The following is a 20,439-nucleotide window of genomic DNA, read 5'->3' as shown; positions in this document are numbered from 1 at the left end:
GCGAGGGAGACACAGCATGAAACACGTCACGTTCAAGAATCGTCTGTGGGATGTCGCCGCCGATATCCGCTTGCCGAAGGATTTCGATGAGCGCCGCAAGTACCCGGCGATCATCTGTGCCCACCCGATCAGCAGCTGCAAGGAGCAGACCTCCGGCGCCATCTACGCCGAGCAGCTGACCGCGCAGGGCTTCATCACCCTGGCCTTCGATGCCTCCACCCAGGGCGCCAGCGGCGGCGAGCCACGCTACAGCGAAGACCCCAGCGTGCGCGTCGAGGACTTCCGCTGCGCCGTGGACTATCTCGTCACGCTGCCCTGGGTCGACGAGGAACGCATCGGCGTGCTGGGCGTCTGCGGTGGCGGCGGCTATGCCGTCAACGCGGCGATGACCGAGCGGCGCATCAAGGCCGTGGGCACCGTGGTCGCGGCCAACTACGGACGCATCATGCGCGCCGGCGACATGAGCGCCGACGCCGCGCTGAACACCCTCGAAGCGATCGGCAGGCAGCGCACCGCCGAAGCGCGGGGCGCCGATCCGCTGCTGGTCACCTACATCCCCAACTCCCAGGCCGAGCGCGAGCAGGCGGGTGTCGCCGACGTGGACGTGGTCGAGGCCGTCGATTACTACAAGACGCCCCGTGGCCAGCAACCCGGCTCGCCGAACCGCCTGCGTTTCACCAGCGTGGCGCCGGCGCTGGGCTGGGATGCTTTCCACCTGGCCGAGCGCCTGCTGACCCAGCCGCTGCACATCGTCATCGGTGGCGGCACGCCGGGGGCCTTCGGTTCGTTCCGCGACGGTTTCGAGCTGTTCGACCGGGCCCGCTCGGCGGACAAGACCCTGCAGGTGGTCGAGGGCGCGACCCATTACGACCTGTATGACCAGCCCGGTCCGGTGGCTGCGGCGCTGGAGCGCCTGGTGCCGTTCTTCCGCAAGCACCTCTGAGGCAGTACCGCCAGAGCGCTCGCCGCTTCAGCCGACATGCAGGCGGTTGCGGCCGCTTTCCTTGGCCACGTAGAGCGCCTGGTCGGCGCGTTCGAGCAGCGACGATGGGGTGGCGTCCGCTTCGCTGCCGCTCATGCAGGCGATGCCGATGCTGACGGTCACCCGGGCAAACGGGCTGTCGTGATGGGCGATGGGCTCCCGGCCCAGGCGGTCGAGCATCGCCTGCGCGATGCTGGCGGCACCGGCGCTGTCGGTGTCGGGCAGGATCGCCGCCAGTTCCTCGCCGCCGTAACGGGCCAGCACGTCGCAGGGGCGCCGCACGCAGGCCGAGAACAGCCGGGCGACCTGCTGCAGGCAGGCATCCCCGGCGGGGTGACCATGGGTGTCGTTGTAGCGCTTGAAGTGATCGATATCGATCATCAGCAAGGCCAGTGACGTGGCGTTTCGACGCGACCTGGCGCTTTCCTGGGCCAGGGCTTCGTCGAAGCAGCGGCGGTTGGCCAGCCCGGTCAGCCCGTCGTGCCGCGCCAGGTGTTCGAGCTGGCGGTTGCTGTCGAGCAACTGCTGCTGGGCCAGCCGCAGCTCGTCTTCCGCCAGGCTGCGGCGGCACATGGTGCGGATCAGCAGCCAGCCAATGACGCCGGTCAGGCCCAGCAACCCGGACACCACCAGCAGCGAAAGCAGAGCTTCGAGCTGCCAGGCCGCCAGCGCCTCGCGCTTGCCCAGTGCCACCGTCGTTACCAGCGGCAGACTGTCGCTCTTGCGAAACGCATACAGGCGCTCGACGCCATCCAGGCTGGAGGTGAAGGAGGCGGTGCCCACCGCGTTGTCGACCAGGTACTTGGCATAGATCGGCGACCTGGAGAAATTGCGTCCCATGTCCTGCTCGCGAAACGGGTAGCGCACCAGCAGCGAGCCGTCGGTGTAGGTCAGCCCGATCGCGCCCTCCTGGCCCACGTCGATCTGGCCGAACAGGCGCAGGAAGTTCTCCACGCCGAGCGTCACCGCCACCACCCCGGCGAAGTCGCCTTGCGCATCGTTGAAGCGGCGACTGATGGTGATCACCCACTCCTGGGTGGCGCGACTGCGGATGGGCAGGCCGATGAAGGGTTCGCGGGACGGGTCGTCACGGTGATGGATGAAGTAGGCGCGGTCGCTGCTGTTGGCCCCGGCCGGGATGGGGCGGTTGGACGACATCAGCCAGTGCCCGTCTTTGGCGTACACGGTGATGCCGCTCAACTGCGGCATCAGCGGCTGTTGCCGGCTGACCAGCTGGCTCAGGCGTTCGATCTGCCGCGGCCCGCTGCCTTCGGTTTCCAGGCGCTCGACCAGGCCGAGGAGGATCAATGCGCTCTGGCGCACGATGCCTTCGGAATAGGTGGAGAGTGCCTGGGTGAGGTTGAGGCTGTGGGTGTCGATTTCTTCCAGCGCCCGCTCTCGCGAGGCCATCACTTTCCACAGCGTCAATGAAGCGAGCGAACAACCGATGACCGACAGCAAGAGGACGACGAGGTGGATGTCACGCTTCACGTTGATACCTGGGGGAAAGCCGATTCCTGGATTGACGAGCGGTGGGCGTGGATCATGGCACTTGGCCATTTCGCCGCGCTGCAAGGATACAAGGAGTCACCGCCAGGCGCATTAACTAAAAGGTTCAAAGAGTGGAAAGCCCCTGGCGGGGCGCTTCAAGGTTGCCGGTTGATCCGCTCGATGAGGTGCAGGCAGCGCTGGACGAGGTCGCTGATATCACCGCTGCGGCGACTGAGAATGATCGGCGAAACCGCCTCGGGGTCGTCGACCGCCGCATAGACGATATCGGCGCGGTGCTGCTGTTGCACCGACGCCGGCACGAGGGTGATGCCGACACCGGCGGCCACCAGGCCGATGGCGGTCTGCAGTTCGTTCGCCCACTGCGCGACCTGCAGGCCCAGCCCCTGCCGGGCGAACAGGGACAGCACATGGTCGGCATAGCTGGGGCGGGGTTGCGCCGGATACAGCACGAACGGTCGCTGCGCCAGGGAGGCCAGGCTTACCGTGGGTTCCCCCGGCGCCTGGCTGGCCGGGAGGACCGCCACCAGCGGGTCTTCGCGCAGCACCTGCTGGTGGATCGCGTCGTCCGCCAGGTGAATGCGGCCGAAGCCGATATCGATGCGACCGGCCTTCAGCGCCTCGACCTGCTGCAGGGTGGTCATTTCATGCAGGCCCAGCTCGAGCCTCGGGTCTTCGCGCAGTTCGCGGATCAGCTCGGGCAGCAGCGCATACAGGGTCGACGGGGCGAAGCCGATGCCCAGCCAGCGGCGTTGCCCCGCACCGATGCGCCGGGTGTTCTCGCAGAGGCTTTCCAGCTGCTGCAGCAGGGCGCGGCTCTGCTCCTGGAAGAAGCGGCCTGCCTCGGTCAGTTGCAGCGGCCTGCTGCGCTCCAGCAGTTGCGTACCCAGTTCGTCCTCCAGTTGCTGGATCTGCCGGCTCAACGGTGGCTGGGCGATGTTCAGGCGTTGCGCCGCCTGGGTGAAATTCAGGGTCTGGGCGACCGCCTGGAAATACTTGATGTGCCTGAGTTCCACGATACCTCCTGCATCTGATAGGGCGTTTCGCTGAGGTTGAATCTGATTGGTTTTGATAAGGATACCTTAAAGGTATCGTTGCAGACCCATTCGATATTGGACGCAACTCCTGTGCGGGGGCACAGTGCGACATGCCGGCCCGTGGCGCGCTGGCGAAGTCCCATTGCATAGGTTGATCCGAACCATGAAGCAAACGCTTATCGAAAGTCTTGAGGCGATCATCGTCGACCTGCCGACCATCCGTCCGCACAAGCTCGCCATGCACACGATGCAGCAGCAGACCCTGGTGATCATTCGCCTGCGTTGCAGCGACGGCGTCGAAGGCATCGGCGAGGCCACCACCATCGGCGGCCTGGCCTACGGCTACGAGAGCCCGGAAGGGATCAAGGCCAATATCGACGCGCACCTGGCCCCGGCGCTGATCGGCCTGCCGGCGGACAACATCAACGCCGCCATGCTCAAGCTCGACAAGCTGGCCAAGGGCAACACCTTCGCCAAGTCCGGCATCGAGAGCGCGCTGCTGGATGCCCAGGGCAAGCGCCTCGGCCTGCCGGTCAGCGAGCTGCTCGGTGGTCGCGTGCGCGACAGCCTGGAAGTGGCCTGGACCCTGGCCAGCGGCGATACCGCGCGGGACATCGCTGAAGCCCAGCACATGCTGGAGATCCGCCGCCACCGCGTGTTCAAGCTGAAGATCGGCGCCAACCCGCTGGAGCAGGACCTCAGGCATGTGCTGGCGATCAAGCGCGAGCTGGGTGACCGCGCCAGCGTGCGCGTCGACGTCAACCAGTACTGGGACGAGTCCCAGGCCATCCGCGCCTGCCAGGTGCTTGGCGACAACGGCATCGACCTGATCGAGCAGCCGATCGCGCGGATCAACCGTGGCGGCCAGGTCCGTCTCAACCAGCGCAGCCCGGCGCCGATCATGGCCGACGAATCCATCGAAAGCGTCGAGGACGCCTTCAGCCTCGCCGCCGACGGTGCGGCGAGCATCTTCGCCCTGAAGATCGCCAAGAACGGCGGTCCGCGTGCGGTGCTGCGTACCGCGCAGATCGCCGAGGCGGCGGGCATCGCCCTGTACGGCGGGACCATGCTCGAAGGCTCGGTCGGCACCCTGGCCTCGGCGCATGCCTTCCTCACCCTGCGCCAGCTGACCTGGGGCACCGAGCTGTTCGGGCCGCTGCTGCTGACCGAGGAAATCGTCCGCGAGGCGCCGCTGTACCGCGATTTCCACCTGCACGTCCCGGCCATCCCGGGCTTGGGCCTGACCCTGGACGAGGCGCAGCTGGCGCGCTTCGCCCGCCGCTGAACAGAGGAGAGAGAGCATGCTGTTCCACGTGAAGATGACGGTGAAATTGCCGGTCGACATGGACCCGGCCAAGGCCGCGCAACTCAAGGCCGACGAGAAGGAACTGGCCCAGCGCCTGCAGCGCGAGGGCAGCTGGCGCCACCTGTGGCGCATCGCCGGGCACTACGCCAACTACAGCGTGTTCGACCTGCCCAGTGTCGAGGCGCTGCACGATACCTTGATGCAGCTGCCGCTGTTTCCCTACATGGATATCGAGATCGATGGTCTGTGCCGTCATCCGTCCTCGATCCACGCGGATGATCGCTGAGCGACGGACGCCGATGCTTGTTGTCAGCCGCTGCGGCTGAGCGGGGTTTTACCCGGGTCTTTCCGTGCGGGGAGGGCTCGGGTTTTTTTGTTTTGGCCTGCACTGCGTGGGTATCTACACGACTCTGGGGGCTTGGCAGGAGACCGCATCAAGTCCGCCAGGTGCCTGTCTTGAGTCTTGCAGCGCTCAGAAGATCGAGCGCCGCCCGCGCGGCGCTTCGCTGTGCATGACGATGCTCTTCTAGCGCCCTTGAGATCGAGCGCCGTCCGCACGGCGCATCGCGGGCTACGCCCGCTCACACATTCGTTGCAACGTGCCATGGCCTGTGGGATTTGAGTTGTCAGCCTTTGTTTTTTCGGCGATGCATCGTGGGGAGGCTGTTGGGTACGACTCGGTATCGAGTCGAACCCACAAGGCGGTCAACCATGGCCTGTCAGACATAGGTACGTTGCAACAAATGTGGGAGCGGGCGTAGCCCGCGATGCGCCGTGCGGACGGCGCTCGATCTTGAGAGCGCTGGAAGAGTGTCGCCATGCACCGCGATGCGCCGCCCGGACGGCGCTCGATCTGGAGGGCGCTGCAAAACTCAAGACAGGCACCCAGCACCACCCCCCAATCACGACATCTCGCCCAGGTTTTCCAGTTCGCGGATGTTGCCCGGCCAGCCATAGCACAGACCTCCAGGCCCCGCTCGGAAAGCCCAAGGTTCTTTTGTGCTGGAAAACTGATCAGATCGGCGTGTCGGCCACGCCACCGTCGGCGCGCAATGCCGCGCCGGTGGTGGCCGAGGACAGTGGCGAACAGGTGTACAGCACCAGGTTGGCCACTTCCCCGGCGGTCTGGAAGCGCTGGGTGATCGACGACGGGCGCATGGCCTTGACCAGCTCGGCGCCTTGTTCCTCGATGCTCTTGCCGGTACGGCGGATCTGCTCCTGCAACAGGCCTTCCACGCCCTCGCTCAGCGTCGGCCCGGGGAGCACCGCGTTCACAGTCACCCCGGTCCCGGCCATGCGTTTGGCCAGGCCGCGGGACAGGCCGAGAATCGCGGTCTTGGTGGTGGCGTAGTGGAGCATGTCCGGCGGTGTACTGATGCCGCACTCCGAGCCGATGAACACCACCCGGCCCCAGCCGCTGGCGGCCATGCCCGGCAGGCAGGCGCGGGCCAGGCGCATGCCGGCCATGACGTTGACCGCCCAGTAGCGCTCCCAGGTGGCATCGTCGATCTCGAAGAAGTCCCCGGCGGCAAAGATTCCGGCGTTGTTGACCAGGATGTCGCAGACGGGCACCTGCGCCAGCAGGCTGGCGCACCCCGCGGCGCTGCCCAGGTCGGCGTCCACGCCCCGCACCCGCGCGCCGGGAAAGGCGTCTCGCAACCTGGCGAGTGCGCTGTCGACCTGGTCCTGGCCCAGGCCATTGATCACCACCTCGGCACCGGCGGCCAGCAGGCCGCTGGCGATGGCGAAGCCGATGCCCTGGGTGGCACCGGTGACGAGGGCGGTTTTTCCTTCAAGTTCGAATTTCATGCTCGAGTGTTCTCTTTTTGGGTGGATGTTCACGGGGCCGACGATCAGAGGTCGAGCACCAGGCGCGCGGACTTCGCCCGCGAGCAGCACGGCAGGAACTGGTCGTTGGCCGCACGCTCCGCCGCGCTCAGGTAGACGTCGTGGTGCTCCGGTTCGCCGTCGATGACGCCGGTCAGGCAACTGCCGCAGATACCTTGCTCGCAGGAGGTTTCGATGCGTATTCCGGCGCGTGCCAGTGCCTGCACGACAGACTCGTCATGCCCGACGGCAACCACTTCGCCCGTGCTGGCGAGCTGTACTTCGAAACCGTCGTCGCTGCCGGTTTGCCGCGCCTCGGCGGCGAAGAACTCGTAGTGCAGGCGGTCTTCGGCCCAGCCCATCGCGCGTGCCGTGCCGAGCACCGCGTCCATGAAGCCCTTGGGCCCACAGACATACAGATGGGTGTCGGGTGACGGACTGGCCAGCGTGGCCGCGAGGTCGAGGCGGGGCGAGTCGGCGTCGTCATCGAAGTGAAAGCGCACCCTGGCGGCGAACGGACTGCCGGCTATGCGCTCGAGGAAGGCCGTGCGCCGGCGCGACCGGGTGCAGTAGTGCAGCGCGAAGGAGGCGTCGGTGGCGGACAGGCACTGTGCCATGGCCAGCAGCGGGGTGATGCCGATCCCGCCCGCCAGCAACAGGCTGTGCCGGGCCTCGCGGTGCAGGCCAAACAGGTTTCTCGGCGCGCTGATCGACAGGATGTCGCCGCTTTCGACGCGCTCGTGCAACTGGCGCGAGCCGCCACGGGAGAGGGGATCGTGCAGCACCGCGATCCGATAGCCATGGCTGTCGTCCGTGGCATTGCACAGTGAGTACTGGCGTGTCGGCCCGCCGGGCAGGCAGACATCGATGTGCGCGCCGGCACTGAACTCCGGCAGGCGGATGGGTTCCACGGGCACCAGCATGAAGCTGCAGATGTCCTCTGCTTCCTCGACTTTCGCGGCGACGCGCACTTTCAGATCGGTGGGCATGGTGGCTCTCGTTGTCGTTCGGTGGGGCCACCCCGGGCGATGGTGGGCGCCCAGGGTGGCGGGGCGCGGCCAGGTTCAGCTCAGGGCGTCTTTCACCGTGCTGGCGCTGGACCACTTGACCACCTGCTCCAGGCCATGGCGGCAGAGGATTTCACTCTCGTTGAAATGCACCGACGGCCTGGCGCCGGAAGCCATGCCGGCCTGCATGCTCTCGATGTTGCCGAGGTCTTCGAGCATGGTGTCGGTGATGTGCGAGGTGAAATGCTCCAGTTGCAGGCGCTCGCGGACGCTGGTCGCCTTCTTGTTGTAGAACCTGGCCTCCCACACCGTGGTGTCGACGGAGGTCGGCCAGAACTCGTGGCTCCAGAACTGGTTGGCGGAGATCTGCAGGTGCCAGTTGGGGAAGAACCAGTTCACATCGCTGGCCCAGTGGTCGCTCTTGGTCGGGTTGATGTTGCGGTGCTCGGTGACCGGATTGACCTGGCCCTGCTTGCGTGTGCCGGTCACGGAATGGTCGGCGGAGAACAGCCACTGGGCGAACCTGGATTTCGAGAATGGCTGGGCCGCCGGATTCAGCCAGAACGACATCGAGCGATGCGCGCCATAGAGGTTCGCGCTGATGGGGCGGCTGAACGGGTTGTCCTGGCCGGTATAGAACGCCCCCAGCGTCCTCGGGTGGATCGAGGCAACGTGATAGGACTCGCTGAAGTTCTCCGCGACGGCTTTCCAGTTGGCCTTGAAGGTGCCCCGCAGGACGATGGGGTGATCGGGGTTCTGGTATTCGATACCTGCCAGCGCCTGGGCCATGGGCCCGAGGAACTCCTCCAGGCTGACTTCCGCGCTCGGCGCCAGGTTGATGAAGATCCAGCCCTCCCATACATCGAGGGTCACCGGCGTCAGGCCGCATTTCTTGCGGTCGAGGTTGAAGAAGCCGGCCTCGTCGGGCACGTGGGCCAGTTCCCCGGAATTGTCGTAGCCCCAGCTGTGATAGCGGCAGACGAAGCGTCTGGCGTTGCCGCTCTTGCGGTGCTCGACCAGGTTGGCCCGGTGCGCGCAGACGTTGTGGAAGGCGCGGATCCGGCCGTCCTGCCCACGGGCGACGATGATCGAGGCCTTGAACAGGTCCAGGTCCTTGACGAAGAAGTCGCCGGCCGCGGGGATGCGTTCGACACGTCCAACCATCAACCAGGCGCGCCGGAAGATGCGCTCGCGCTCGGTTTCGAACTGGGCCGGGTCGGTATAGAGGGCCGTCGGCATCTCGCCGGTGCCCAGTCCGACCGACTGGGTCAGGCCAGCCGGCAAATCGATAGGGTGGTTCATACAGCCTCCTGAAGATCGCTAGGGTCAGCCGTGAGGCTGGAACCCGGTGACTATTTCCAGTGCATGGTTCGCCGGCGCATTGCGGATACCCGCTGCCTGGTGCATCTCCACCGCGATTGCGGCGTGGCTCATGCCCAGCAGCAGGCGAAACAGGTTCGCCGCGGGTTCGGGCATGTCGTTCAGGGGGAACTGGTCGAGATAGCGGGTGGCATCCTCGACGCGCTCCATCATTGCGTCGTAGAAGCGCTGGATGTCCGCATAGGGTGTCTGCGCGCGGCTGATCCAGCGTTCGTGGGAGGTGCGCAGGTTCCACTGGGCAAGGAACGGCGCCAGTGCTTCGAAGCCTTGCGGAAGGCTGTCGGTAGCGAGGGGTGTATCCATCGTCTGTCTCCTGGTCGGGTCGGGGGAGGTCATGCCGCGGGGTCAGGCGAACAGGCGCTTGCCCATCGACTGCAGTTCCTCGAGCACGTTGGCGGGAGTGGTTCTGTAGAGGCCGGTCTCGGCTTCGGACTTGCTCAGGCCGATGCTGCGGCGCAGATCGACCATCGTCTCGGCGAGCTTGACCATGGCGGCAGGGCCGGCAATCACCGGTACGCCGGTATCGCGCACCTCGCGATAACCGGCCATGTGCAGCAGCGCGCCGCCGGGGTTGCAGCCACACAGCACGGTGTCGGCGCCGTCCAGCACGCATTGGTAGGCGGCCTCGTCGAACATCTCGACCCAGCGCTGTGGCCGGTCCGCCATGGCTTCGTAGGTTTCGCGTACACCGAAGAAGTTCGGATCTTCGGCACGGTTTTCCGCTTGCCAGAGAATTTTCGTGGCCATGTTTGCCATCCTCCTTGTGAGTGCAGATCGGTTGTGCAGGCGGCTGCCCTGCACTCAGAAAATGTGCAGGTAGCGCAGGCGAAACTGCTGGTTCACCCGAAAGCCGTTCTCCACATCCACATCGCGATAGAAACCCAGCAGCAACTGGTCGGACTTGCTGTAGAAGGTGCTGGCTTCGACATAGAAACCGGTGGTGGCGACGCGGTCGTCCTGCCAGCGGTCGTCGAGTCGGGTCTGGCCGCCGAAGTCGCGGTACACCCCGACACCTGCGAGGGTGTGGCCGGGGTCGCTGAACTGGTAGGTGAGCGCAGCCTTGGTTTCGTACCAGGGGCGCTGGCGCAGGGTCATGCGGTTGGGGCCGTAGTCGTCGTTGCGCCAGTACGCGGTGCCTTCGCCCACCAGTTCCAGGTAGAAGTCCTTGCCCAGCGGGCGCTGGTAGACCAGTTGCAGGGTGGCCTTCCAGCGGTTCTCACCGGCGTTGAGCAGGTCCTTGTGGTCGTACTCGCCGATGGGCAGGAACAGGAAGGGGGCGATCGCCAGGTATTCGCCGGCGGCACGATCGATATGCACGAACAGCGGAAAGCCGATCAGCGGGTCGGCGACGCCGGAGGTATGGCGCAGGCCATCGACATGGTCGGGGGAGAGGTTGTTGTGGAACACGGCGAACTGCGGGTTGGCGATGATGTTGCCGAGCTGGATCGGATGGGCATAGCGCAGGATGGTGGTGGTCGCATCCAGCTTGGCCCGTTCGCTGACGACGTTGCCACTGTTGTAGAAGCGGGCGTTGCGGGTGTTGAGCAGGTAGACGGCGAGCAGGTCATGCCCGGGCTCCGGGGCGACCGCGTCGCCGATGTTGGTGCCCAGGGCCAGCCCCTGACGGGGCGCGAGGACGACCAGCAGCGGAATCGCGACAAGGATGCAACTTTTACGCAGACGAACGACGAACGTCCAGAGTGGCTGGAACAGGCGCATGAGACTCTCCACTGTTGTTGTTGTGGTTGGAAAGTGCAAAGGAATGGGCGGCGCGCAGGGTGCGTGCGCCGCCAGGCAGCGACGCTCGGCTATGGGTTTTCGGCGAAGACCGGGCTGCGGGTGTCGAAGCTTGTGAACTTCAGGTGGCGGACCTTCCACGCGCCGTCGACGCGGCGGAAGCTGATGGCGTAGGAGCCGGAGAGCAGCTGGTGCAGGCCGTCGCCGCTCTGGCGGTAGTAGATGACGTCGGTCAGGGCGCTGGCATCGTCCTGGTCAACGCTGATGAGGGGATTGGTGATGTGGTGATGGCACTTGGGTACTTCGCGCCAGACTTTATGCAGCAACGCCTTGATGCCGTCGATACCCGACTGGATGCCTCTGGGCAGTTCCCAGGTCGCGTCCTCTGCCCACAGGCTCATGAAGCCTGCTTCGTCGTGCTTGTCGATGCCATGGCAATAGCGGCTGATCAGCGCTTTGAGCGTCTCGATGTCCGTGAGCCAGTCGATCTTCCGTTGCAGTGCTTGCGTGTCCATTTCTTTCCTCTTTGGCTTGCTTGTTGTGACGTCAGCCGGGTGGTGCCGGCTGGCGGGGTTTGTTGTCGTAGCCGAAATCAGAGGGTGCAGCCTAGGCAGGCTCCGGGCCGCCGGGAAAGTTGAAAGATACGAAGTGCGGATTCGTGGATTTCGAATCGACCGGGCGGCTTTGGATTTTCCGAAGCGCGGCTTCGAAATAACCCAATTGGTCGCTGCAGACCGCGTCTCTACAGTGCAATCAATGCCTCGCCCCGGTGTCACCGCCGGCGACCACAAGAACAATCAATCGCGTGATCCCGGGGCGACACGGACCGGGTTGCGTCCGCTGGAGAGCTGAATGTCCCTGCAAGCACCTGCCTCTGCCTCACTGACCCGCTACGAGCACCTGTACATCGATGGGCAATGGGTCGCGCCGCTCGATGGCCAGTTGATCGAAAGCATCGAGCCCGCGACGGGCAAGCCATGGGCCATCGCCCCGCTCGGCGGGACCGCGGATATCGATCGCGCGGTGGCCGCGGCGCGCCAGGCCCTGAGCGGGCCCTGGGGGCGGATGCCCGGGCACGAGCGCGCGGCGTTGCTGCGTCGTCTGGCCGATGGCTTGCTGGCCGCCGTGGCGGAACTGGCGCGCATCGAATCGCGGGACAACGGCAACCTGCTCAAGGACCACCGCGCCAGCCTCACCGCCCAGGCCCAGTGGTACCAGTGGTTCGCCTCGCTGGCGGACAAGACCCACGGCACCACCATCCCGCTGGAGGAGGGCATGCATGGCTTCACCACCCGCGTCCCGGTCGGCGTGGTGGGCGCGATCATTCCGTGGAATGCGCCCTTGCTGTCGATCTGCCTGAAAGTCGGGCCCGCCCTGGCGGCGGGCTGCACCGTGGTGATCAAGCCCGCCGAGCAGACGCCGGTGTCGGCGCTGGAATTCGCCCGCCTGGTTCACGCCGCGGGCTTTCCGCCCGGTGTGGTCAACGTGGTGCCGGGGGTGGGCCGGGTCGCCGGGGCGCACCTGGTCCAGCACGCCGATGTCGACAAGATCTCCTTCACCGGCGAAGGGGCCACCGCCAAGCGCATGCTGCGCGAGGGCAGCGACAACCTGAAGCATTTCTCCTTCGAGCTGGGCGGCAAGGCCCCGCACATCATTTTTGCCGACGCCGATCTGGACAGCGCCTTGAACGCCGCCACCACCTGTGCCTGGCGCCTGACCGGGCAGAGCTGCGCGCTGGGCTCGCGGGTACTGGTGGAGCGCTCGATCTACGAGCGCGCCGTCGAGGTCTTCCAGCAGCGCGCGGCCAGCGTGCGGGTCGGCCTGCCTTCGCTGGAGAGCAGCCATATGGGCCCGCAGATCAGCGAGGAGCAGTTGCGCAAGACCCTGTCGTACGTCGACATCGGTCGGCAGGAGGGCGCCGAACTGATCGCCGGCGGGCGCCGCATCCTGCGTCCCGAACTGGCCGACGGCTATTTCGTCGAGCCCACGGTGTTCGCCGGGGTGGACAACCGGATGCGCATCGCCCGGGAAGAAATCTTCGGGCCGGTGGCCGCGCTGATTCCCTTCGACGACGAAGAGCAGGCACTGGCCATTGCCAACGACAGCGCCTACGGGCTCACCGCCGGCCTGTGGACGCGGGATGTCGGCCGGGCGCATCGGGTTTCCAGCCGGATCGCGGCGGGCATGGTCTGGGTCAACACCTATTCCTACCTGCGCTGGTCGACGCCCTATGGCGGCTTCAAGGCCAGTGGCTGGGGCCGGGAGAACGGCATCGACGCACTCGATCCGTACCTGCAGACCCGTACCACCGTCCTCAGCAGCAGCGGCCAGTTCGCCAATCCCTACGCCGACTGAGGCCGGTTTCGCGAGGCGAACAGGTGTCACCAACCGCATTTCCGGAGGCAGAAAAAATCGTGTCCACTACCACGCAACCCTGTGAAGGCCTGACCCGCAGGCTGGCCGATCACGTCAGCCGGGTCGCCAACGCGGCCCTCGATACCGACGATATCGAGGCAGCGCGGCGCCTGCTGCTCGATCATTTCATCGTCTCCCTGCTCGGCAGCACGCGCCCCGCGGCCGAGGCCATCGCCCAGTGGTCGCGGCGCTTCGCCGGATCGGGCGCGAGCCGGGTACTGGGCGCGGACTGGAGCACCGATCCGGCCATCGCCGCGCTGGTCAACGGGACCGCCGGGCACAGCTACGAACTCGACGACACCCACAACGAAACCGCCAGTCACCCGGCCTGCGTGGTCATCGCCGCGGCCCTGGCCGTGGCCACGGTGACCGACGCTTCGCAGACCCAGCTGCTGCGCGCCGTGGCGGCCGGCTATGAGGCGATGGCCCTGATCGGCAGCAGCGCCGGCGGCCTGGATACCGTGCACCGCGGCTTCCATCCCACCGCGGTGTATGGCGTGTTCGGCGCAGCGACGGCCTGCATCGCCCTGCACGCCTACCAGGCCGGGCAGGCGGTGGACAGCGACACCCTGATCAGCGCCTGGGGACATGCGCTGTCGCAGGCGGGGGCATCGATGCAGTTCTCGGTGGAACCGACCGGTGGCGAAGTCAAGCGCGTGCATGCCGGGATTGCCGCGCGCAACGGCGTCATGGCCGCCGAATTCGCCCTGTTGCCCGCCGTCACCGCACCGCGCCAGGTCCTGGAGGGGGTCTACGGCGCTGCCGCGATCTTCGCCGGCACGCCGCGCGACGTGGTGCCGGGCCCGATCCTGCAGATCCACAACATCAGCCTCAAGCCCTATGCCTGCTGTCGTCTGTTCCATTCCACCATCGACGCCCTGGCCGAGGTGACCGACGGTTTCCGTATCGATCCCGCGCAGATCGACGAAATTCTCGTCAGCGGCCCCCGGCTCATCGCCGAGCAGCACATGACCCGCGCCGAGTCGACCATGACCGCGCAGTACAGCTGCCCGTTCATCGTCGGCGCGACCCTGGCCTACGGGCCCAGCCGCTACGACGCCTACAGCGAGGCATTCCTCGACGATCCGGCGATCCTCGACATCGCAGCGCGGGTGCGCTTCGAAGTGAGCGAGGCGCTGGAGGCGCAATACTATCCAAAGCACTTCGCTACCGGCGTGACCCTGCGCTTCGTCGACGGCAGCACGGCGTCGACGGTGGTGGTCGACAGCGTCGGCACACCGCACAAACCCATGTCCAGGGAACAGATCATCGCCAAGGGCGCCAGTCTCGCCGGGCAGCCGCAGCTGCCAGAGGTCGAGAACCTGGCCGAACTGATCTGGGCCGACGGCGGCGCGCGCGCGCTGGCCGCCGCCCTGACCCGTCGCGGTGATCGCTGATGTTGTCCTCGTCCATCACGGTTGTGGAGGTATGGCTATGAGCAGGTTGTCAGACAAGGTCGCGATCATTACCGGCGCCGGCAGCGGTACCGGCATGGGCGCCGCCATCGCCAGGCTGTTCGCCCGGGAAGGGGCGCGCGTCGTGGTGACCGATGTGCAGGCACGCGCAGCGGCGCTCGCGGCGCTGGCCGCGGAGCTGCGCGAGGCCGGTGCGCAGGCGGCCCCGGCGGTACTCGATGTCACCCGGGAAAGCGACTGGCGCGCCGTGGTCGAGCTGGCCCTCAGCGCCCACGGGCGGATCGATATCCTGGTCAACAATGCCGGCTCCCTGGGCCCGCAGGGCGGTCTCGAGGCGATCGACAGCGCGGAGCTCACGCGCTTGCTGAACGTCAACGTCAGCAGCCAGTTCCTCGGGGTCACGGCGGTGTTGCCGGCGCTGGAGCGCCAGGGTGGCGGGTCGATCGTGAATATCGGCTCGATCGGCTCGCTGGTCGCCTTTCCCAACGTCAACCCCGGTTATGCCGCGTCCAAAGGCGCGGCGCGGATGCTGAGCAAGGCGCTCGCGGTGGAGCTGGCGCGCAAGAAGATCCGGGTCAACTCGGTGTTGCCCGGATTCATCGCCACGCCCATGGCCACGAACTTCACCAGCGACGAAGCGCTCATGCAGGCGCTGGCCGCGGCAATCCCCCTGGGGCGGCCCGGGCAGTCGGAAGAGATCGCCCACGCCGCGTTGTTCCTCGCCAGTGACGAAGCGGCCTATGTCACGGCAACCGAGCTGGTGGTGGATGGCGGCTACACCGCCGTCTGACCGACGCCGCGGCGTGCCGCGGTGTGTTCATCGCATGTCCCTGGCACCTGGGCGGTGTGCAGCAGCCACCGCTCACCCATGCCCTGTATCGCTGCCCGCGGATCGGACCAGGTGGAGCCGCCGCAGCGTTTCTCTGACTCGGAAAAATACAATGACAACAAGCATCATCGAGTTCATCCAGCCGCGGCTGGTGCAGGAACTGTCGGGGAGGAACCGGCCATGACGGCGAAGCGACTCTGGCCGCTGGCGGGGGCCTCCATCACCCTGGACAGCGGGCTGATTTCCCTGGGTACCCACGGCCCGCTGACCGTGCCGATTCCGTGCTTTCTCATCGAGCACGAACGTGGCCTGGTATTGCTCGACACCGGCCTGGTCCCGCAGGCCTGGGACGACCCCAGGTCCGTCTACGGCGACCTGGTCGATACCTTCGCCCTCGACTGCCCGCCGGAAAACACCCTGGAGAAGCAGATCAACAAGGCCGGTTTCGCCCTGAGCGATGTCACCCATGTGGTCATCTCCCATTCGCACTTCGACCACACCGGCGGCATGTTCCTGTTCCCCCAGGCCGAGTTCTACATGTCCGAGGCCGATATCCGCTATGCGTTCTGGCCCGACCCGGCCTACCGCGGGTTCTACCGTCACGAGGACCTGGAGGCGACGCGCTCGTTCAACTGGAACCCGTTGCGCGAGGACCTCGATCTGTTCGGCGACGGCAGCATCATGCTCTACCAGACCCCCGGGCATACCCTCGGCGAGCTGAGCATCCTGGTGCGCCTGCCGTCCAAGGGTTTCCTGATCGCCGGTGATACCGTCCACCTGCGCTCGGGGCTGGTCGCCATGTGTCCGTGCCCGGTGGACATCAATGCGCTGCAGGCGATCCAGTCGATCCAGCGGATCAAGCAGATCAGCGCCAGTACCCAGGCGGAAATCTGGGTGCCGCATGATCCCGAGGACTGGGAGCGGCTGGGCAGTGTGGAAGGCGGACACGCCTGATGCGTCCGCGATGGCCATGGGCACCATGGCCATCGCGGATCTACGCCAGGCAGTCGTCCAGGCCAGCCTCGATCTCTGCGCGAGGCAGGTCGATACCGATGAATACCAGCCGGCTTTCGCGCTTCTCATCCTCCTTCCAGCGCGGGCCGATGGTGCTGCCCATGATCTGGTGCACGCCCTGGAAGATGAATTTGCGATCGAAGCCGCTCACCGCGAGTATCCCCTTGTACCTGAGCAACTGAGGGCCGTGGCGCTCCACCAGGGCGGCGAGGAAGCGCTGCAGCGGCTCCGGCTCGAAGGTCCGCGCGGAGCGGAAGACGAAGCTGCTGACCGCATCGTGATGGTGGTGGCCGCAGTGCTCGTCGTGCACATGGGCGCGCGCGCACACCAGGCTGGCGCCGGGGTGCTCGACAGGCGCGGCCAGCGGCAGCAGGGTGGGATCGATGTCGAGAATGGCGTCGAGGCTGAAACCCCGTACATCGAAGAAGGCCGTGAAGTCGAGCTTGCCGTGGTGCAGCAACTTCTGCGGCGCGCGCCGGTTGATGCGGCCCAGGCGCTCCTGCAACTGGCGCAGTTCCCCGGCGCTCACCAGGTCGGACTTGCTGATGAACAGGCGGTCGGCGAAGCCGACCTGGCGGCTTGCCTCCTGGCGCTTGTCCAGTTGCTCCGGGGCATGCCTGGCGTCGACCACGGTGACGATCGAGTCGAGCAGGTACAGGCCGGCGACCGCCGGGTCGGCGAAGAAGGTCTGCGCCACGGGGCCGGGGTCGGCCAGCCCGGTGGTTTCGATGACGATCCGGTCGAATGCCAGCTCACCCTGTTTCCTCTTTTCGGCGAGCAGCAGCAGCGCTTCGCGCAGGTCCTGGCGGATGGAGCAGCAGATGCAGCCATTGCTCATCTGGTAGATCTGTTCTTCGCTGCGCGTGACCAGGAACTCCTTGTCGATATTCTCTTCGCCGAACTCGTTCTCGATGATCGCCAGGCGTTGGCCGTGGGGTTCTTCGAGCAGGCGCTTGAGCAGGGTGGTCTTTCCCGCACCCAGGAAGCCGGTGAGAATTGTGGCGGGGATCTGCAGCATCGGAGGGGCCCTGGCGAGAGTCTGGAATGTTCGTAACCTACCGCAGCGCCGGGTGCCGACCTATTCGAATATCCTGAAGTCGCGCTTCGGCGCGCGGCAGTCGCCGGCGTCACCCTCAGCGGGGGCCGGGCGCGGCGTCCAGTTCAGCCAGGTAGTCGGCGACTTCCTCCAGTAGCCAGCTGGAAAACACCTGCTGCCTGGCTTGCGAACGCTCGCGGTTGGGCAGCACCAGCCAATAGGGGTAGGGGTACGGCGCAGTGATCGGCGACAGCTGGACCAGTTCGCCCCGCTGGAGCGCGTCGTGCACCAGGCTGCGGCGTTCGAGGGCGATGCCCTGGCCCAGGCGCACGGCCTGCAGCACCAGGTTGGAGTCGTTGCTGCACAGGCCGTTGCGCGGGACGTCGATGTCCAATCCCGCGGCCTGGCACCACGGCTGCCAGGATTCCATGTTGAAGATGATCGGGCTGGCGACGATCGCTGCGGGGCTGCGCGGCAAGATCCCGCCATTGAAGTGCGGGGCGGCGACCACCAGGGTCTCGTCGTGGAACAGCAACTGGCTCTCCATGCCTTCCCAGTCTCCCGTGCCCATGCGGATGCCGACATCCACCGACTCCCGGCTCAGGTTCGACAGCGCCAGGCTGGCCTGCAGGCGAATGCCGATATGCCCCTGCAAACGCTGGAAGCGCGGCAGGCGTGGCAGCAACCAGTTGAGGCCGAACGACGGCAGCACGGCGACCACCAGCTCGGTCGACCTGGGCTGGGCCTTGACCAGCCGCGTGGCCTCGCCGAGGGCGTTCAGCGATTCGCGGATCTGCAGGGCGTAGAGCCGGCCGTCCTCGCTGACCCGCAACCCGCGCCCCTCGCGGACCACCAGGGTGACGCCGATCATCGCCTCCAGCACCTTGATCTGCTGGCTGATGGCCGAATGGGTGACATGCAGTTCCCTGGCCGCGGCGGTGACGCTGCCCAGGCGCGCGACCGACTCGAAACTGCGCAGGCAGGTGATGGGTGGAATGCTCGACATGTAAGTATTTCTTGCGTGATTTCGTAAAAAATATCGATATTGCGCGGTGCAGATTCTCACTAATGTAAGAGACGGTAAAGTCTTGCGGGCGGGAGGTCGCGGTCATGGACGATGTGCAGGCAGGGCAATTGAACACTGGCGAGGATCCGGCATGGCTGCAGCTTTCGGTGGCCAGGACGCAATTGCTCTCGGTTCGCTTCGCCGACGACATCTACACCCGGGCCCTGAGTGGCCGGCACTGGATCAGCAGTGACGGTGTCGATTTCACGATCGGCCCCGGCGAGGGCGTGAAACTCTGCGCCGGGCTGGCCCTGATCGACGGCGAAGGGGTTCTCCAGCTGGCCCTCGCCCCGGGGCGCGAGCCGCGCCGGGTGTCGGCCTCGTCCGGCTGGCTGGGCCGACTGTTCAAGCGCCGCAGCGCGGCGCTGGAGATCAATATCAATCAAGGAGCGTGATGGATGAAACTCGTTGGCATGCTGGATTCGCCTTATGTTCGCCGGGTGGCGATCTCCCTGGATCTGCTGGGCATCGGCTTCGAGCATGAGGCGTTGTCGGTGTTCAGCACTTTCGAGGCGTTCGCCGGGATCAACCCGGTGGTCAAGGCGCCGACCCTGGTGCTGGATGACGGCACCGTGCTCATGGACTCGACGCTGATCATCCAGTACGTCGAGAGCCTTGCCGACCCTGCCAGCCCGTTGTTGCCGCGCCAGCCCCAGGCCCTGGCCGGTGCCTTGCGTACCCTGGGGCTGGCACTGGCGGCCTGCGAGAAGGCCGTGCAGATCGTCTATGAACACAAGCTGCGCCCGGCGCAGAAGCTGCATCAGCCCTGGGTCGAGCGTGTCACCCGGCAGTTGCTGGCGGCCTGCGCCGAGCTGGACCGGCACTGGGCGGACCAGGCGGCGCCCGGCGAACGCCCGGACCAGGCGGCGATCAGCAGTGCCGTGGCCTGGTCGTTCATGCGCCTGATGCTGCCGGAGGTGGTCAAGGCCGAGGATTTTCCGGCGCTGAACAGGCTGGCGAGCGACCTGGAACAGACCGCGCTGTTCAAGCGCTATCCCATGCTCTGATGGCTGCCGCGCTGTGCACCGGGCGTCCTCGCACCCGGTGCACACCGTTGCAGGCTAGCTTTCGAACTGTTTCTCCAGCGCAAGCCTGAAGCGTTCCAGGGCCCCGCGAAACTCCGCCAGCCTTGGCTTGAAGCGCGCCGTGGGCGCGACCACCGAGACCGCATGAGGTCCCATGAAGGTGGGAATCAGCAGGCTGATCGCGCTCACGCCCAAGGTGTGTTCTTCGATATCCACGGCCACCCCGTCGCGGCGAATGCCCGGCATCTGCGCGAGCAGGTCGGGCAGTTCGAGGGTATTGGCCGTGAGCTTCTCCGGCGTGGCCGGCAGCAAGTCACGAATGGCGTCGTCGCTCAGGGTGGACAACAGCACCTTGCCCTCGGCCGTGGCATGCATGGGCAGCGAGCTGCCGAGCGGAATCACCACGCGCAGTTCCTGCTCGCTGATCACGCGGATGACGACGTTGCTCTGTTTGCCGCGGATGCACGACAGCACCACGGTTTCCCCCAGGGTTTCACCGAGCTGCTCCAGCGACTCCCGGGCCACGGAAATGATGTCGCCATGGGCATGGTGGATCAGCTGGCCCAGCGCCGGGCCGAGGCGATAGCCGCTGCCCGGCAGGCTTTCGACGAGGCCCTCGGCTTCCAGCGCGCCGATGATGCGTTGCACGGTGGAGCGGGGCAGCGCGGTGGCCTGCGCGATGGCGGCCAGGCTCAGGCCCTGGGGCTGGGCGCCCAGGGCCCGCATGATGGCGCTGGAGCGGGCGATGACCTGGATGCCGCCGCTGCGCTGCTCGTCTGCTGCGTTGTCTTTGTCGCTGCTCATCACTTTCCTCGAAAACGGCTTTGCTGCCCGCGCTCTGGCGGCCGGGGCGA

At 66.3% G+C, this 20,439-nt stretch carries 21 protein-coding genes; 9 read left to right on the top strand and 12 right to left on the bottom strand.

Going from position 1 to position 20,439, the window contains the following annotated elements; translation table 11 throughout:
- Positions 1–16 precede the first annotated feature (16 nt).
- On the top strand, positions 17–943 hold the full coding sequence (locus tag RTI28_RS21985; protein ID WP_316922392.1) for an alpha/beta hydrolase: 927 nt from the start codon (positions 17–19) through the stop codon (positions 941–943).
- Between the two features lie 27 nt (positions 944–970).
- Here RTI28_RS21985 and RTI28_RS21980 read toward each other — a convergent pair whose 3' ends face one another.
- Together RTI28_RS21980 and RTI28_RS21975 are read right to left on the bottom strand one after the other, a co-directional pair.
- Positions 971–2,473 (bottom strand): sensor domain-containing diguanylate cyclase, encoded by a 1,503-nt coding sequence (locus RTI28_RS21980; protein ID WP_316922391.1) that lies wholly within the window; start codon positions 2,471–2,473, stop codon positions 971–973.
- 155 nt (positions 2,474–2,628) lie between these two features.
- Positions 2,629–3,507 (bottom strand): LysR family transcriptional regulator, encoded by an 879-nt coding sequence (locus RTI28_RS21975; protein ID WP_316922390.1) that lies wholly within the window; start codon positions 3,505–3,507, stop codon positions 2,629–2,631.
- A 184-nt stretch (positions 3,508–3,691) separates the two neighbouring features.
- Between RTI28_RS21975 and RTI28_RS21970 the strand changes: the two genes are divergently transcribed.
- The gene (locus RTI28_RS21970; RefSeq protein ID WP_316922389.1) at positions 3,692–4,813 is read left to right on the top strand and encodes a muconate cycloisomerase family protein; all 1,122 of its coding nucleotides are present in this window, start codon (positions 3,692–3,694) and stop codon (positions 4,811–4,813) included.
- A 16-nt stretch (positions 4,814–4,829) separates the two neighbouring features.
- Positions 4,830–5,120: a muconolactone Delta-isomerase gene (gene catC / locus RTI28_RS21965; protein ID WP_316922388.1), complete on the top strand. Its 291-nt coding sequence runs from the start codon at positions 4,830–4,832 to the stop codon at positions 5,118–5,120.
- A 728-nt stretch (positions 5,121–5,848) separates the two neighbouring features.
- On the opposite strand, the gene RTI28_RS21960 is transcribed toward catC, so the two are convergent.
- The 7 genes from RTI28_RS21960 to RTI28_RS21930 all read right to left on the bottom strand — a co-directional run bounded on the left by RTI28_RS21960 (position 5,849) and on the right by RTI28_RS21930 (position 11,300).
- The gene (locus RTI28_RS21960) at positions 5,849–6,643 is read right to left on the bottom strand and encodes an SDR family oxidoreductase (RefSeq protein ID WP_316922387.1); all 795 of its coding nucleotides are present in this window, start codon (positions 6,641–6,643) and stop codon (positions 5,849–5,851) included.
- Between the two features lie 44 nt (positions 6,644–6,687).
- Positions 6,688–7,650 carry a PDR/VanB family oxidoreductase gene (locus RTI28_RS21955; protein ID WP_316922386.1) on the bottom strand — a complete coding sequence of 321 codons (963 nt, stop codon included), beginning with the start codon at positions 7,648–7,650 and terminating at the stop codon, positions 6,688–6,690.
- Between the two features lie 75 nt (positions 7,651–7,725).
- Positions 7,726–8,970, bottom strand: a complete 1,245-nt coding sequence (locus tag RTI28_RS21950; protein ID WP_316922385.1) for an aromatic ring-hydroxylating dioxygenase subunit alpha — start codon at positions 8,968–8,970, stop codon at positions 7,726–7,728.
- Between the two features lie 24 nt (positions 8,971–8,994).
- Positions 8,995–9,351, bottom strand: a complete 357-nt coding sequence (locus tag RTI28_RS21945) for a hypothetical protein (protein WP_316922384.1) — start codon at positions 9,349–9,351, stop codon at positions 8,995–8,997.
- Positions 9,352–9,393: 42 nt separating this feature from the next.
- Positions 9,394–9,795: a hypothetical protein gene (locus RTI28_RS21940; RefSeq protein WP_316922383.1), complete on the bottom strand. Its 402-nt coding sequence runs from the start codon at positions 9,793–9,795 to the stop codon at positions 9,394–9,396.
- 54 nt (positions 9,796–9,849) lie between these two features.
- Positions 9,850–10,767 carry a transporter gene (locus tag RTI28_RS21935; RefSeq protein WP_316922382.1) on the bottom strand — a complete coding sequence of 306 codons (918 nt, stop codon included), beginning with the start codon at positions 10,765–10,767 and terminating at the stop codon, positions 9,850–9,852.
- An 89-nt stretch (positions 10,768–10,856) separates the two neighbouring features.
- Entirely contained in the window at positions 10,857–11,300 is a 444-nt protein-coding gene (locus tag RTI28_RS21930; RefSeq protein ID WP_316922381.1) for a nuclear transport factor 2 family protein, read from the bottom strand.
- A 337-nt stretch (positions 11,301–11,637) separates the two neighbouring features.
- Between RTI28_RS21930 and RTI28_RS21925 the strand changes: the two genes are divergently transcribed.
- The 4 genes from RTI28_RS21925 (at position 11,638) to RTI28_RS21910 (ending at position 16,398) form a co-directional block, all read left to right on the top strand.
- Entirely contained in the window at positions 11,638–13,140 is a 1,503-nt protein-coding gene (locus tag RTI28_RS21925) for an aldehyde dehydrogenase (protein WP_316922380.1), read from the top strand.
- 59 nt (positions 13,141–13,199) lie between these two features.
- Positions 13,200–14,597, top strand: coding sequence for an MmgE/PrpD family protein (locus RTI28_RS21920; protein ID WP_316922379.1), 1,398 nt, complete (start codon positions 13,200–13,202; stop codon positions 14,595–14,597).
- Positions 14,598–14,634: 37 nt separating this feature from the next.
- Entirely contained in the window at positions 14,635–15,405 is a 771-nt protein-coding gene (locus tag RTI28_RS21915; RefSeq protein WP_316922378.1) for an SDR family oxidoreductase, read from the top strand.
- Positions 15,406–15,624: 219 nt separating this feature from the next.
- Complete coding sequence (locus RTI28_RS21910) at positions 15,625–16,398, top strand: N-acyl homoserine lactonase family protein (protein ID WP_316922377.1); 774 nt, start codon at positions 15,625–15,627, stop codon at positions 16,396–16,398.
- Between the two features lie 40 nt (positions 16,399–16,438).
- On the opposite strand, the gene RTI28_RS21905 is transcribed toward RTI28_RS21910, so the two are convergent.
- Both RTI28_RS21905 and RTI28_RS21900 read right to left on the bottom strand, forming a co-directional pair.
- Positions 16,439–17,476, bottom strand: a complete 1,038-nt coding sequence (locus RTI28_RS21905; RefSeq protein WP_316922376.1) for a GTP-binding protein — start codon at positions 17,474–17,476, stop codon at positions 16,439–16,441.
- 115 nt (positions 17,477–17,591) lie between these two features.
- On the bottom strand, positions 17,592–18,500 hold the full coding sequence (locus RTI28_RS21900; protein WP_316922375.1) for a LysR substrate-binding domain-containing protein: 909 nt from the start codon (positions 18,498–18,500) through the stop codon (positions 17,592–17,594).
- Between the two features lie 104 nt (positions 18,501–18,604).
- On the opposite strand from RTI28_RS21900, the gene RTI28_RS21895 reads away from it, so the two are divergent.
- Positions 18,605–18,955 carry a hypothetical protein gene (locus tag RTI28_RS21895; RefSeq protein WP_316922374.1) on the top strand — a complete coding sequence of 117 codons (351 nt, stop codon included), beginning with the start codon at positions 18,605–18,607 and terminating at the stop codon, positions 18,953–18,955.
- A 3-nt stretch (positions 18,956–18,958) separates the two neighbouring features.
- Positions 18,959–19,567 (top strand): glutathione S-transferase, encoded by a 609-nt coding sequence (locus RTI28_RS21890; protein ID WP_316922373.1) that lies wholly within the window; start codon positions 18,959–18,961, stop codon positions 19,565–19,567.
- 54 nt (positions 19,568–19,621) lie between these two features.
- Here RTI28_RS21890 and RTI28_RS21885 read toward each other — a convergent pair whose 3' ends face one another.
- A complete protein-coding gene (locus tag RTI28_RS21885) occupies positions 19,622–20,389 on the bottom strand; it encodes an IclR family transcriptional regulator (protein WP_316922372.1) in 768 nt (255 codons plus the stop codon).
- Positions 20,390–20,439 lie beyond the last annotated feature (50 nt).

Source organism: Pseudomonas sp. zfem002, from assembly GCF_032621685.1.
Classification (GTDB): Bacteria; Pseudomonadota; Gammaproteobacteria; order Pseudomonadales; family Pseudomonadaceae; genus Aquipseudomonas; species Aquipseudomonas japonica.
This window is presented reverse-complemented; position numbering and strand designations above follow the sequence as displayed.